The 11,958-nt window shown below is 72.1% G+C and carries 13 protein-coding genes; 1 reads left to right on the top strand and 12 read right to left on the bottom strand.

The window, feature by feature from the left end; all coding sequences use genetic code 11:
- Positions 1 to 28 precede the first annotated feature (28 nt).
- Positions 29 to 889 carry a 30S ribosomal protein S2 gene (rpsB, locus tag ABFJ78_RS28170; RefSeq protein ID WP_372670636.1) on the bottom strand — a complete coding sequence of 287 codons (861 nt, stop codon included), beginning with the start codon at positions 887 to 889 and terminating at the stop codon, positions 29 to 31.
- 973 nt (positions 890 to 1,862) lie between these two features.
- Between rpsB and ABFJ78_RS28165 the strand changes: the two genes are divergently transcribed.
- Entirely contained in the window at positions 1,863 to 2,342 is a 480-nt protein-coding gene (locus ABFJ78_RS28165) for a M23 family metallopeptidase (RefSeq protein ID WP_436389610.1), read from the top strand.
- On the opposite strand, the gene ABFJ78_RS28160 is transcribed toward ABFJ78_RS28165, so the two are convergent.
- The 11 genes from ABFJ78_RS28160 to rimM all read right to left on the bottom strand — a co-directional run bounded on the left by ABFJ78_RS28160 (position 2,343) and on the right by rimM (position 11,949).
- Positions 2,343 to 3,191 (bottom strand): FliA/WhiG family RNA polymerase sigma factor, encoded by an 849-nt coding sequence (locus ABFJ78_RS28160; protein ID WP_436389609.1) that lies wholly within the window; start codon positions 3,189 to 3,191, stop codon positions 2,343 to 2,345.
- A gap of 109 nt (positions 3,192 to 3,300) precedes the next feature.
- Entirely contained in the window at positions 3,301 to 4,284 is a 984-nt protein-coding gene (locus ABFJ78_RS28155) for a tyrosine recombinase XerC (protein WP_436389608.1), read from the bottom strand.
- Positions 4,285 to 4,387: 103 nt separating this feature from the next.
- Entirely contained in the window at positions 4,388 to 5,527 is a 1,140-nt protein-coding gene (dprA, locus tag ABFJ78_RS28150; RefSeq protein WP_436389607.1) for a DNA-processing protein DprA, read from the bottom strand.
- Between the two features lie 280 nt (positions 5,528 to 5,807).
- On the bottom strand, positions 5,808 to 7,319 hold the full coding sequence (locus ABFJ78_RS28145) for a YifB family Mg chelatase-like AAA ATPase (protein WP_436389606.1): 1,512 nt from the start codon (positions 7,317 to 7,319) through the stop codon (positions 5,808 to 5,810).
- A complete protein-coding gene (locus tag ABFJ78_RS28140) occupies positions 7,319 to 7,696 on the bottom strand; it encodes a YraN family protein (RefSeq protein ID WP_436389605.1) in 378 nt (125 codons plus the stop codon). The genes ABFJ78_RS28145 and ABFJ78_RS28140 overlap by 1 nt, the downstream gene beginning before the upstream one ends.
- Positions 7,697 to 7,950: 254 nt before the next feature.
- A complete protein-coding gene (locus ABFJ78_RS28135) occupies positions 7,951 to 8,274 on the bottom strand; it encodes a DUF2469 domain-containing protein (RefSeq protein WP_003096226.1) in 324 nt (107 codons plus the stop codon).
- Positions 8,271 to 9,104 carry a ribonuclease HII gene (locus tag ABFJ78_RS28130; protein ID WP_372670905.1) on the bottom strand — a complete coding sequence of 278 codons (834 nt, stop codon included), beginning with the start codon at positions 9,102 to 9,104 and terminating at the stop codon, positions 8,271 to 8,273. The genes ABFJ78_RS28135 and ABFJ78_RS28130 overlap by 4 nt, the downstream gene beginning before the upstream one ends.
- A 91-nt stretch (positions 9,105 to 9,195) precedes the next feature.
- Entirely contained in the window at positions 9,196 to 10,122 is a 927-nt protein-coding gene (lepB, locus tag ABFJ78_RS28125) for a signal peptidase I (protein WP_436389604.1), read from the bottom strand.
- Positions 10,123 to 10,153: 31 nt separating this feature from the next.
- Entirely contained in the window at positions 10,154 to 10,522 is a 369-nt protein-coding gene (gene rplS, locus ABFJ78_RS28120) for a 50S ribosomal protein L19 (RefSeq protein WP_003103119.1), read from the bottom strand.
- A gap of 133 nt (positions 10,523 to 10,655) precedes the next feature.
- Entirely contained in the window at positions 10,656 to 11,435 is a 780-nt protein-coding gene (trmD, locus tag ABFJ78_RS28115) for a tRNA (guanosine(37)-N1)-methyltransferase TrmD (RefSeq protein WP_436389603.1), read from the bottom strand.
- A gap of 1 nt (position 11,436) precedes the next feature.
- Positions 11,437 to 11,949, bottom strand: a complete 513-nt coding sequence (rimM, locus tag ABFJ78_RS28110) for a ribosome maturation factor RimM (protein ID WP_436389602.1) — start codon at positions 11,947 to 11,949, stop codon at positions 11,437 to 11,439.
- Positions 11,950 to 11,958 lie beyond the last annotated feature (9 nt).

The following is an 11,958-nucleotide window of genomic DNA, read 5'->3' as shown; positions in this document are numbered from 1 at the left end:
CGGGCCCCCCCCCACGGGCGGTGGGACATCAGGAGGAGGCGGTCGCCTGCTCGGTGGCGGCCTCGGTCGCGGCAGCGGCCTCGGTCGCGTCGGCGGCGGCGGTCTCGGAGCCGGCGAGCAGCTCCTTCTCCCACTCGGCCAGCGGCTCGTCGGCGGCGACGCCCGGCTCCGGCTTGGTGTCCGCGGAGGCACCGTTGCGGCTGGAGCGCTGCATCAGACCGGCGGCCGCGGCCTCGGCGACGACCTTGGTCAGCAGCGCGGCCGACCGGATGGCGTCGTCGTTGCCCGGGATCGGGTAGTCGACCTCGTCCGGGTCGCAGTTGGTGTCCAGGATCGCGACGACCGGGATGTTCAGCTTCCGAGCCTCGCCGACGGCGATGTGCTCCTTCTTCGTATCGACGATCCACACGATGCTCGGCACCTTGGCCATGTCGCGGATACCGCCGAGGGTCTTCTCGAGCTTGTCCTTCTCACGGGTGAGCGTGAGGATCTCGCGCTTGGTGAGACCTTCGAAGCCGCCGGTCTGCTCGCGCGACTCGAGCTCCTTCAGGCGGAGGAGGCGCTTGTGGACGGTCTGGAAGTTGGTCAGCATGCCGCCGAGCCAGCGCTGGTTCACGTAGGGCATGCCCACGCGCGAGGCTTCGGCCGCGATGGCTTCCTGAGCCTGCTTCTTGGTGCCGACGAACATGATGGTGCCGCCGTGCGCGACGGTTTCCTTGATGAACTCGTACGCACGGTCGATGTAGGTCAGCGTCTGCTGCAGGTCGATGATGTAGATGCCGTTGCGCTCGGTGAAGATGTAGCGCTTCATCTTCGGGTTCCACCGACGGGTCTGGTGCCCGAAGTGCACGCCGCTGTCGAGCAGCTGCTTCATGGTGACGACGGCCATTGCCGGAATCACACCTCTTCTGTGTCGCGCGCGCCCGCTGGACGCGCTGCTCGGTTTTGTCGCTCGCGGCCGGGTGGCCGTTCGCCCTGGTGCCCGTGCCGGAGCCCGGACCCTGAGGGGTTGAGGAACCCCAGGGACCGCCGGACCCCGTGCGTCTCCCGCGGTAGGAAAATCGAGGGAACGCGCACGTGCACGCGAAGTCAGCCCGCTCACGCGGACCGCGCAGAAGATTCTACCCCCTGCCACCAGCCCCGCCCCCACCGGCGGCCGAGTTGTCCACACCGGCTCCGGAACGGTCCGAGTTGTCCACAGATTCGCGGCCGGGCCCCCACGACGCCTCGGCGTGACGCAGGCTGGAGCCATGGAGTTGATCAACGGAGTTTCGCGGTGGTCGAGGGGTCGCACTTGGGGCATGATTGCCCTGGTCAGTGCGGGTTTTCTGGCGGGCGTCGCGGTGGCTGTTCCGGCGCCGGTGACGTCCGGTTGGGCAGCCGGCCCGGGTGCGACGGCGGGCTTGGACGGGCTGGGGATGCCTGCCGGTCGGACCGGTGGGCAAGGACCACCACCGGCACCACCGCCACGGACGGGTGAGCCGCCGCCGACGGCCGGTCGGCCGACGGCGCACCGCGCCGAACCGATGGCGGCGGCAGCGCTCGGATCGACCCCGATCGAATCCGCCGGCCGGCTCCCGGCCGAACCGAGGCCAGTCGCTCCCGAAGCGACCGACCCGACGGCGGCTGGGCCCGGGGCCACGACCGAACCGCCGACGACCGTCCCATGGGCGGCCAGGCCGACGCTGGCGGGCTCCGAGGTCGCCAGGCCCGCAGCGACTGAGCCGACGATGGCGGTCCCGTGGGCGGCCCGACCAACGCCGGCCGACCCCGGGAGCGCCACGCCCGCAGCGACCGAACCGCCGGCGGCCGTCCCATGGGCGGCCCGACCTGCCCCGGCCGGAGCCTGGGCCACGGCACTCATGGCGGGCCCGTCTTGGCCCACCTCGACCTCGCCGGACCCCCGAGCCGTGCCCCAGGGGCGGCTCTCCTGGCCGTTATCACCCGATCCGGTGGTCACGAAGTACTTCGACGCCCCCGAAACGCCCTACGGCGCCGGGCATCGGGGCGTCGACCTGGCCGCCGTCCCCGGGCAGGAGGTTCTTTCCGCCGATGCCGGTGTCGTCGTCTTCGCCGGGCTCGTCGGCGGGCGGCCCGTCATGTCCGTCGACCACGACGGTGGCCTGCGCACCACCTACGAGCCCGTCGAGCCGAAAGTCGCCGTCGGGGATCAGGTCTACCGGGGGCAGGTGATCGGGACCGTCCTCGCCGGGCACCCCGGCTGCGCGATCGCCGCCTGCCTGCACTGGGGCGTGCGGCGGGGCGACGAGTACGTCGATCCCCTCGCCCTCACCGGCGAGCTCGGCGAGTTCCGCCTCAAGCCGTGGGGAGGTGGTCCCTGATCAGGTGCCGGTCTGCTCGACCAGCTTGGCGCGCAGCCGCATGACAGCCCGCGTGTGCAGCTGGCTGACCCGCGACTCGGTGACGCCGAGGACCTTGCCGATCTCGGCGAGGGTCAGGCTCTCGAAGTAGTAGAGGCTGACCACGATCTTGTCGCGCTCGGTCAGCTGCGCGATGGCCTGCGCGAGCTGGCGCCGGTTGTCCTGGTCGACGAGCACCGCGACCGGGTCGACGGCGTCGTCGTCGGGCAGCGTGTCGACCAGCGAGCCGCTGTCCTTGCCCGCGGCCACCAGGTCCTCCAGCGCGACGACGCTGGTGAGCTGCAGCTGGCCGTAGAAATCGCGCAGGTCGTCGAGGCCGATGCCCAGCTCGGTGGCGAGCTCGGCGTCGGTCGGGGTGCGGTTCAGGCGGGCGCCGAGCCGCTCCATCGCGCGCTCGGCCTCCTTGGCCTTGCTGCGGACCGCGCGCGGCACCCAGTCCTGCGAACGGAGGTCGTCGAGGATCGCGCCGCGGATGCGCTGCATCGCGTACGTCTCGAAGCGCAGGCCGCGCTCGGGATCGAACTTCTCGATCGCGTCGACGAGGCCGAAGATGCCGGACTGCACGAGGTCACCGACGTCGACGTGGGTCGGCAGGCCGGTGCCGACCCGGCCCGCGACGTACTTGACCAGCGGGGCGTAGTGCAGCACGAGCCGATCGCGCGACGCCTGGTCGGGGCTGTCGGCGAACTGCCGCCACAGCGCCGCGATCCCGGCGTCGACGTCGTAGCCGGCGCGCGATTCCGCGGGCGCGGCGGCCTCACCGTGAGTGGTCACTCCGGTGGCTTCGGTCACGTGCGGGCCTGCGGTCATTGCACAGTCGTTCTCGGCATGCGGCTCAGTGTCGTCTCCGTGCTCGTGCGGATGCGCGTGCGCCGCCGGGCCCGCTGGTGACGACCCCGGCGAGACTCCCCGGGCCGCCTCAGGCCCTGGGGTGCGTTCGGTCATGGATCGCTTTCAACCGGTCGACGGTCACATGAGTGTAGAGCTGCGTCGTGGCAAGCGTAGCGTGACCGAGCAGTTCCTGAACGCTCCTGAGATCCGCACCCCCCTCGAGCAGATGCGTCGCCGCCGAATGCCGCAGGCCGTGAGGCCCCATGTCGAGCGCTCCGGGCACCGCCGAGACGGCGTCGTGCACCACCCGCCGCACCGCGCGCGGGTCGACGCGTTTCCCCCGGACACCGAGGAAAAGCGCCGGCTCGACGCCGTCACCGGCGGTTTCCGCGACGATCTTCGGCCGTCCCTCGGTGATCCAGTCGTCGAGCGCTCGCGCCGCCGGGACGCCGAACGGCACCACGCGTTCCTTGCCGCCCTTGCCGAGCACCGTCACGACACGACGGGAGAAGTCGGCTCCACCGAGGTCCAACCCGCACAACTCGGACACGCGGATGCCGGTGGCGTAGAGCAGCTCGACGATCGCGCGATCACGCAGTGCGACGGGATCGCGTTCGGCGGCACCGGCCGCCGACGCCTGCATGACCTCCCCCGCCTGGCCGGCGCGCAGCACCCCCGGCAGGGTGCGGTGCGCCCGCGGCGCGGCGAGCCGACCGCCGGGGTCGGTCGCGAGGACGCCGGTCCGGTGCGCCCAGGCGGTGAACGTCCGCGCCGAGGCGGCCCGCCGCGCGAGCGTCGTCCGGCTCGCCCCGCCGGTCTGCTGGGCGGCGAGCCACGCCCGCAACCGCGCCAAGTCCAGCTCGTCGAGCCCGCCGCCGCCGTCCACGACGAACCCGAGCAGCGACACCGCATCGCCGACGTACGCCCGGACGGTGTGCGCGGACAAGCCGCGTTCGAGCCCGAGGTGCCGTTCGTACCCGGCGACGACGGCCCGGACCGGCTCGGGCAGCGCGGCCCGGAGCGCGCGCAGGTCCGGCCGGCGGCCCCGTCCGGAGTGTGATGGCGGCGGCATGGATGTCACGCTGCGCGAACATCCGCCTCCGGTCAAGGATCGCCACGCGGGCACACCGGACCGGCCGAACGGCTTCGACGATTTCGCCCGGATTTCGTGGCGTTCACGCGCTTTCCCTCCGTCGTCGCCAGCCCGCGTCGCCGCGGACGGCGAATCCGTCGATCTCCAGCGCGGGCAGCAGGGCCCGCACTTTCCGCAGCGGCAGCCCGGATTCGGCCGCGATTTCGGAGTCCGACCGGTCGGCGCGTACGGCAAGCGCCTCGTAGGCCCGCAACGCCTCGGGACCGAGCCGGTCGGTCGGGCGCTTCGGCCGGGCGTCCGGGTCCTCGGCGATGCCGAAGCGACCGACGGTCTCGAGGATCTCGTCGACGGTCGAGACGAGCGTCGCGCGGGAGTCGCGGATCAGCTCGTGGCAGCCGACGGACATCCCCGACGAGATCGGTCCCGGCACGGCCATGACCACCTTGCCGAGGGCCCCGGCGGTGCTCGCGGTGTTGCGCGCGCCGCTGCGTTTCCCGGCTTCGACGACCAAGGTGCCCTCGGTGAGGGCCGCGATCAGCCGGTTGCGGACCAGGAACCGGTGCCGGGCGGGCGGTGTGCCGGGCGGGTACTCGCTGACGACCGCGCCGCCGTCGCGGACGATCCGGTTGAGCAGCCCGACGTGGCCGGCCGGATAGCCCGCATCGACGGCGCAGCCGAGCACGGCGACGGTGACGCCCGAGGCGGCGAGCGCACCGCGGTGGGCGGCGCCGTCGATGCCGTAGGCCGCGCCCGAGAACACCGGAACGCCCCGGGTGGCCAGGCCGTAGGACAGCTCGGCGGCGTGGTGCTCGCCGTACTCGGTCGCCGCCCGAGCGCCGACCACGGCGACAGCGCGGTCGGCGGCGGTGCCGAGGGCGACCTCGCCGGTGACCCACAACGCGAGCGGAGGCACGGCTTCGGACACGCCGCGCCGGGCCGCTTGCTCGAGGGCGAGCAGCGGCCAGGCGGGCCACTCGTCGTCTTCGGGGACGACGAGCCGAGCCCCGGCCGCGGCGGCTCGCGCGAAGTCCTGACCGACGAGGTCGTACTCACGGCGCGCTTCGGTCGCTTTGAGCACTTCGGGCGGACAGTCCCCTCGACGGACCCGCGCAGCCGCGTCGACCGGGCCGCGTTCGGCCACGAAGGCGACCAAGGCGGCGGCTGGGGGTTCCGCGACCCGCAGGAGGTAGGCGCGGGCCTGTCGCAGCTCGTCGGCGCTCATGCCGCCACCCGCTCACGAATGGCCCGGGGCAAGCCGGTCGAGTGTTCCGGCGGGCCGGTCACTCGTGTACACGGCCGCTGCACCCCTTCGGCACTCACCACACCGCTCGAGCGCAAGGGCAACGACGAACCGACCGGACCCGTCCCAGCGATGGTCATGGGCTCCACCGGAGGCAGGCACGCCTGGCGTAGCTCGTCGGGACTCACACCGCCTCGCCCGCCGAAAACCAGGGTCAGCCGACCCGCGACACGCGCGTATGCGGTGCGCAGTCTGCCGGGGGTCATGCCGCCACCCGCTCACGAAACGCCAGCGCCGAGCCGACCTGGTCCGCTCCTGGGCGGTGCTCGCCGTCCAGGTCGGCCAGGGTCCAGGCGATGCGGAGGCAACGGTCGGCTCCTCGGCCGCTCAGGGCTCCGCGGTCCATTGCCCGGTCCAGCAGCTGCGTCGCGTCCGGCGCGAGCGTGAACTCGCGGCGCAAAGCCGGGCCCGGGACCTCCGAATTCGACCGCCAGCCATGGGCTTGCCAGCGGTGGGCGGCTCGTTCGCGAGCCTGCAAAACCCGGGTTCGGACCGTTTCGGAGGACTCCGTCGCTCCCGTGTCGTGGGCGTTGATCGCACTCAACGGTCGTAGGCGGACGCGGAGGTCCACGCGGTCGAGCAACGGACCCGACAGCCGGCCGAGGTAGCGGCGGCGGGCTGTCGGGGAGCACACGCAGTCCGCTTCCTTCGGTGGCGCGCACGCGCACGGGTTCGTCGCCAGGATCAGCTGGAACCGCGCCGGGTACGTGATCGAGCCCTTGACGCGCGCGATGCGGACCTCGCCCTCCTCCAGCACCGTGCGCAACGACTCCAGGCGCTGGCCGCCGAACTCGCAGACCTCGTCCAGGAACAGCACTCCGCGGTGGGCCCGGCTGATCGCGCCCGGTCCGGCCAGGCCGCTACCGCCGCCGATCAGGGCCGCCACCGTGATCGAATGGTGCGGGGCCACGAACGGCGGGACCGTCACCAGCGGCGACGACTTCGACAGCGAGCCGTCGACCGAGTGCACCGCCGTCACCTCCAAGGACTCTTCGTGGGACAGGCGCGGCAGGAGGCCGGGCAACCGACGAGCGAGCATCGTCTTCCCGACACCCGGTGGGCCGGTGAGCAGCAGGTGGTGGCCGCCCGCCGCCGCGACCTCCAGGGCCCAGCGCGCCTCCGGCTGGCCGACGACGTCCGCGAGGTCCGGTACCATCGGGGTGACCGGCGGGCCCGGGGGCTCCGGCGGCACGAGACCGGCCTCGTTCTTGAGCCACGCCACCAGGTCGCGCAGGTGGGCCGCGCCCGCGACGTCGATGCCGTCCACCAGCCCCGCCTCGACCAGCGAGTCCGCCGGGACGACGGCTCGCTCGTAGCCGGCCGCGCGAGCCGCCAGGAGGCCCGGGAGGATGCCGCGGACCGGGCGGACGCGGCCGTCCAGCGCCAGCTCGCCCAGCAGGACCGTGCCGAGCAGGCGGGTCGCCGGGACCGAGCCCGTCGCGGCGAGCACCGCGGCCGCGATGCCGAGGTCGTACGCCGAGCCGACCTTCGGCAGGTTCGCCGGGGACAGGCCGAGCGTCACCTTCCCGTCCGGCCAGCCCTGGCCGGAGTTGCGGACGGCCGACCGGACGCGGTCCTTGGCCTCGCGCAGCCCGGCGTCCGGGAGACCGACGAGGGTGACGCGGCTCAGCCCGCCGCCGAGGTCGGCTTCGATCTCGATGACCCGGCCGTCGATGCCGAGCAAAGCGACGCTCCAGGCTTTGGCGATGGGCATCAGAACGCCGCCTCGATGTGCTGGACGCGGGGGCGCTTGCCCGGCTCCGCGAGGATCGTCACCACGTCGTAGCGGACTGGGCACCAGCCGATGCGGTATTCACGTAGCCAGCGCTCGGCCGCTCGGCGCACGCGGCCCGCCTTCTCCTCCGTCACCGTCTCCGACGGCAGGCCGAACTCCGTGCCCGTGCGGGTCTTGACCTCGCAGAACACGACCCGGGCGCGGTCGGTGAGGATGAGGTCGATCTCGCCTTCGCGGCAGCGCCAGTTGCGGCCCAGCAGGACCAAGCCGCGGTCCAGCAGGTGGCGGGCCGCGAGGTCCTCGCCCCATGCGCCCAGGTCGCGGCGGTGTCTTGCGAGCTGGTCGGTGCCCGTCATCGTGTCGCCCCCTCGTCGGTGCGCCGGTCACCGGGACGGTCCCGGCGATCACGGTGCGTGTGCGTTCGACGATGCCAGGGGGCGAGGGGGCGGAACCAGGCCGGATTCGCCGGGCTGTGGACAACCGGGGGTATGTGGACAACTCGTCCACGGATCGCCGCGGAACAGCCGGAATCGTCGGACCGGCGTGCTATGGGGCGAAAAAGCGCCGGCCCGTCCAGAAGGACGAGCCGGCGCGGGTGAAGAACGGAAGCTCAGCCCGAGAACGGGCCGTCCTCGGGCAACCTCAGGTCCGGCTTGTCGAGCTCCTCGACGTTGACGTCCTTGAACGTGATGACCCGGACGTGCTTGACGAACCGGGCCGGGCGGTACATGTCCCAGACCCACGCGTCGGACATGCGGACCTCGAAGTACACCTCGCCGCCGCCGTCGCGGACCTGGACGTCGACCGCGTTCGCCAGGTAGAACCGCCGCTCGGTCTCCACCACGTACGAGAACTGGCCGACGATGTCGCGGTACTCGCGGTACAGCGAGAGCTCCATCTCGGTCTCGTACTTCTCGAGATCCTCTGCGCTCATGAAATCCGCGCCCCTCCTCGGGCTCGTGCTGCTCCGGCGGAGCGTTCATTGTGACCCACACCCGCGCCCGGGGCATGCAGCGGCAGGCTGAGTTGTGGCTCGAGTGCCTCGTCGAGGACCGCGGTCAGGCTCGCCGCGGTCCCGGACTCCATGGCCTTCTCCAGCGCCGCGTAGGTCAGCACGACCGGCCGCGTCGGCCGCAGGCCGTGCTTGACGGCCACCGTCGCGACGTTCGTGTACGACCACCGGTGGACGTCGCTGGGGCCGTGTTCGCGCAGCGCCGCCAGGTGGTCGGACGTGCTGTAACCCTTGTGCACGTCGAAACCGTAGTGCGGGAGGTCGTCGTGGTAGCCCGCCATGATGCGGTCCCGCGTCACCTTCGCCAGCACCGACGCGGCCGCGATGCACGCCACCGACCGGTCGCCCTTGATCACCGCCGCGTTCGGCGCCGTCAGGCCCGGGACCCGGAACCCGTCGGTGAGGATGTAGCCCGGCGACCCGCGCAGCGCCGCCGCGGCGCGCCGCATGCCCTCCAGGTTCATCACCCGGATGCCGTAGAGGTCGACCTCGGCCGTGGGGATGACGATCACCGAGTAGTCGACGGCGCGCTTGAGGATCAGGTCGTAGACGCGGTCGCGCGCCTTCGCCGTCATCAGCTTCGAGTCCGTCAGCTCGGTGAGCTTCGCGTCACCCTGCTTGAGCACACAGGCCGCGACGACCAGCGGCCCCGCGCACGCCCCGGCACCTGCTTCGTCCACACCGGCGACCGGGCCGAGGCCACGGCGGTCGAGCGCGCCCTGCAGCCCCCAGAAGAGGTCGCCGCGCACCACGGCCCGCGGCGGCCGGACCGGCTCGGCCGCGGTGAGGGGAACGGGAAGAGTCAAGGCTGGATCACCCGCCTGCCGACACGGATCGGGGTGGCTAGCGTTTCCGGCGCAGTCCGGATTTGAGCTTGCGCCCCAGGAAGAGCGCCGGCCACGCCGCCGCGACCCCGGCGCCGAGCGGGATGCCGCTCTGCCAGGCCGGCGCGCCGAGCGCCACCGGCTGGGCCGCTTCCTGCGGGTTGTGGTCGGTGATCCCGCCCCACCGGCTCGGCGGCAGGACGATGATCCGCGCCTTGCCGATGATGTTGTCCACGGGAACCGCGCCGTTCACGCCGCCGCCGCCCTGGAACCGGGAGTCGTCGGAGTTGTTCCGGTTGTCGCCCATGACCCAGACCGTCCCGGCCGGGACCTTGACCGGCTCGAACGGGCGCTCCGCCTGGTTGTCGGCGTTTTCCCAGTAGACGTACGGCTCGTCGAGCGCCTTGCCGTCCACGACGACGCGGCCCTGCGTGTCGCAGCACTGGACCGTCTGGCCGCCGACCGCGATCACGCGCTTGACGAAGTCCCGCTCGTCCGGCGGGGCGAACCCCACCAGCGAGCCGAGACCACGCAGGCCCTGGACGATGATGTTGCTCGACTCCTGCGGCGCGATCTCGTTGTTGACCCACGCCGGCGGACCCTTGAACACGATCACGTCGCCCGGCGAGGGCTCGGTGAAGTCGTAGGTGACCCGGTCGACGAGGATCCGGTCACCGGTGCAGCCGGGGCACCCGTGCAGGGTGGCCTCCATGGACCCCGAAGGGATCATGAAGACCTTCGCGAGGAATGTCTGGATCAGGATCGTGAGCACCAGGGCGATCACGAGCAGGATCGGCAGTTCCTTCCAGAACGACCGTTTCTTGGCGGGCTTGGCTCGCCGCCGTCGGGACCCCCCGCGCTCCTCGGAGCGGGACCGCCTCGGCTGGTCCTCCTCGGAGCGATCGGGGTCATCCTCAGGAGCGTTCTGGGACACGGGTTCGGCCACGTCGTCAGGCTACCGGTAACCGGGTTGTGACTCAGTTAGCCGAGGCCGTCTCGCGGTTCTCGCGGCGCTCCTTGATCTTGGCCTTCTTGCCGCGCAGGTCGCGCAGGTAGTACAGCTTCGCGCGCCGCACGTCACCGCGCTTGTGGACCTCGACCTCGGCGATGTTCGGCGAGTGCACCGGGAAGGTACGCTCCACGCCGACACCGAAGGAGATCTTGCGAACGGTGAAGGTCTCCCGGATGCCACCGCCCTGACGGCGGATGACCACGCCCTGGAAGACCTGGTTGCGCTCGCGGTTGCCCTCGATGACGCGGACACTCACCTTGAGCGTGTCGCCCGGGCGGAAGTCCGGGATGTCGGAACGCAGCGACTGCTTGTCCAGCGCGTCCAGGGTGTTCATCGGTGGTCCGTCCTCGTCTTCGTATGGCTTGCGTACACGTCCCCAGGCGCGCAACGGTGCCGCTGCGGGCGACCCGGGGGGCTGATGGCGGGCTCGTGAACGAGGAAGTCCACTCACGCCAACCTGTCAAGTATTACAGACCGGGATCGGGCGGCCGGAACCGGCCCTGAGCCTGCTCGGGGTCCAAGCCCTCCAGGACCCCGCGATCGTGCTTGTCGAGACTACCTTCCGGCAGCGCCGCCAGGAGATCGGGGCGGCGGCGGGCCGTGCGTTCGAGGGCCTGGTCACGCCGCCAGCGGTCGATCAGCGCGTGGTTTCCCGACCGCAGCACATCCGGCACGGCCAGGTCCCGCCACACCTCCGGGCGCGTGTAGCTCGGCCCTTCGAGCAGGCCGTCGGAGAACGAGTCCTCGGCGGCCGAACGCGCGTTGCCGAGCACGCCGGGCAGCAGCCGGACGACGGCCTCGACGATGACCAGCACCGCCGCCTCGCCGCCGACCAGCACGTAGTCGCCGATCGACACCTCGTCGACCGGCATCCGGCGCGCGGCGTCGTCGACGACCCGCTGGTCGATGCCCTCGTACCGGCCGCAGGCGAACACCAGGTGCTTCTCCGACGCGTACTCGTGCGCCAGCTCCTGGGTGAACGGCCGCCCGGCCGGCGTCGGCACGACGAGCCGCGTCCCGGAGGTGCAGACGTCGTCCAGCGCCGGGCCCCAGATCTGCGGCTTCATCACCATGCCGGGGCCGCCGCCGTACGGCGCGTCGTCGACCGCGCGGTGGACGTCGTGGGTCCAGTCGCGCAGGTCGTGCACGCCGACCTCGATCAGGCCGCGGTCGATCGCCCGGCCCAGCAGCGCGGCGCGGAGCGGGTCGAGGTACTCGGGGAAGATCGTGACGACGTCGATGCGCATCTCAGGCGTCCAGGAGCCCTTCCGGCGGGTCGAGCACGACCCGGCCGCCCGGGACGTCCACCGTCGGGACGATCGCGCGGACGAACGGCACGAGCACCTCACGGCCCTCGACGTCCAGCTCCAGCAGCTCACCCGCGGGCGAGTGGACGACTTCGACGACCTTGCCGACGACCGTCCCGTCGGCCAGCTCGGCCCGCAGGCCGGCCAGCTCGTGGTCGTAGAACTCGTCCGGGTCCGACGTCGGCGGCAGCGTGTCGGTGTCGGCGAGCAGGAGCGCGCCCCGCAGCGTCTCGGCGACGTCGCGGGTCAGGACCTCCTCGAAACGCACCAGCAGCCGCCCGCTGTGTTCGCGGGCGGCTGCGATGGTGAGTTCCCTCTTGCTGCCGTCACGCAGCTTCGTCGTGACGGCCGCACCGATCTTGAACCGCTCGTCCGGCGAGTCCGTGCGCACGTCCACCGCGAGTTCCCCGCGGATGCCGTGCGCCTTCGCGATGCGGCCGACTACGACGTCCATCCTGACCGT

It is taken from the genome of Amycolatopsis sp. MEPSY49 (assembly GCF_051337345.1).
GTDB lineage: Bacteria > Actinomycetota > Actinomycetes > Mycobacteriales > Pseudonocardiaceae > Amycolatopsis.
Note: the sequence above shows the minus strand (reverse complement) of the source record. Positions and strands in the feature narration are given on the sequence as shown.

Excerpts from the sequence above, each read along its gene's own strand:
- rpsB (WP_372670636.1), bottom strand. The coding sequence starts at position 889 with ATGGCCGTCGTCACCATGAAGCAGCTGCTCGACAGCGGCGTGCACTTC.
- ABFJ78_RS28165 (WP_436389610.1), top strand. The coding sequence starts at position 1,863 with ATGGCGGGCCCGTCTTGGCCCACCTCGACCTCGCCGGACCCCCGAGCC.
- ABFJ78_RS28160 (WP_436389609.1), bottom strand. The coding sequence starts at position 3,191 with ATGACCGCAGGCCCGCACGTGACCGAAGCCACCGGAGTGACCACTCAC.
- ABFJ78_RS28155 (WP_436389608.1), bottom strand. The coding sequence starts at position 4,284 with ATGCCGCCGCCATCACACTCCGGACGGGGCCGCCGGCCGGACCTGCGC.
- dprA (WP_436389607.1), bottom strand. The coding sequence starts at position 5,527 with ATGAGCGCCGACGAGCTGCGACAGGCCCGCGCCTACCTCCTGCGGGTC.
- ABFJ78_RS28145 (WP_436389606.1), bottom strand. The coding sequence starts at position 7,319 with ATGCCCATCGCCAAAGCCTGGAGCGTCGCTTTGCTCGGCATCGACGGC.
- ABFJ78_RS28140 (WP_436389605.1), bottom strand. The coding sequence starts at position 7,696 with ATGACGGGCACCGACCAGCTCGCAAGACACCGCCGCGACCTGGGCGCA.
- ABFJ78_RS28135 (WP_003096226.1), bottom strand. The coding sequence starts at position 8,274 with ATGAGCGCAGAGGATCTCGAGAAGTACGAGACCGAGATGGAGCTCTCG.
- rplS (WP_003103119.1), bottom strand. The coding sequence starts at position 10,522 with ATGAACACCCTGGACGCGCTGGACAAGCAGTCGCTGCGTTCCGACATC.
- trmD (WP_436389603.1), bottom strand. The coding sequence starts at position 11,435 with ATGCGCATCGACGTCGTCACGATCTTCCCCGAGTACCTCGACCCGCTC.
- rimM (WP_436389602.1), bottom strand. The coding sequence starts at position 11,949 with ATGGACGTCGTAGTCGGCCGCATCGCGAAGGCGCACGGCATCCGCGGG.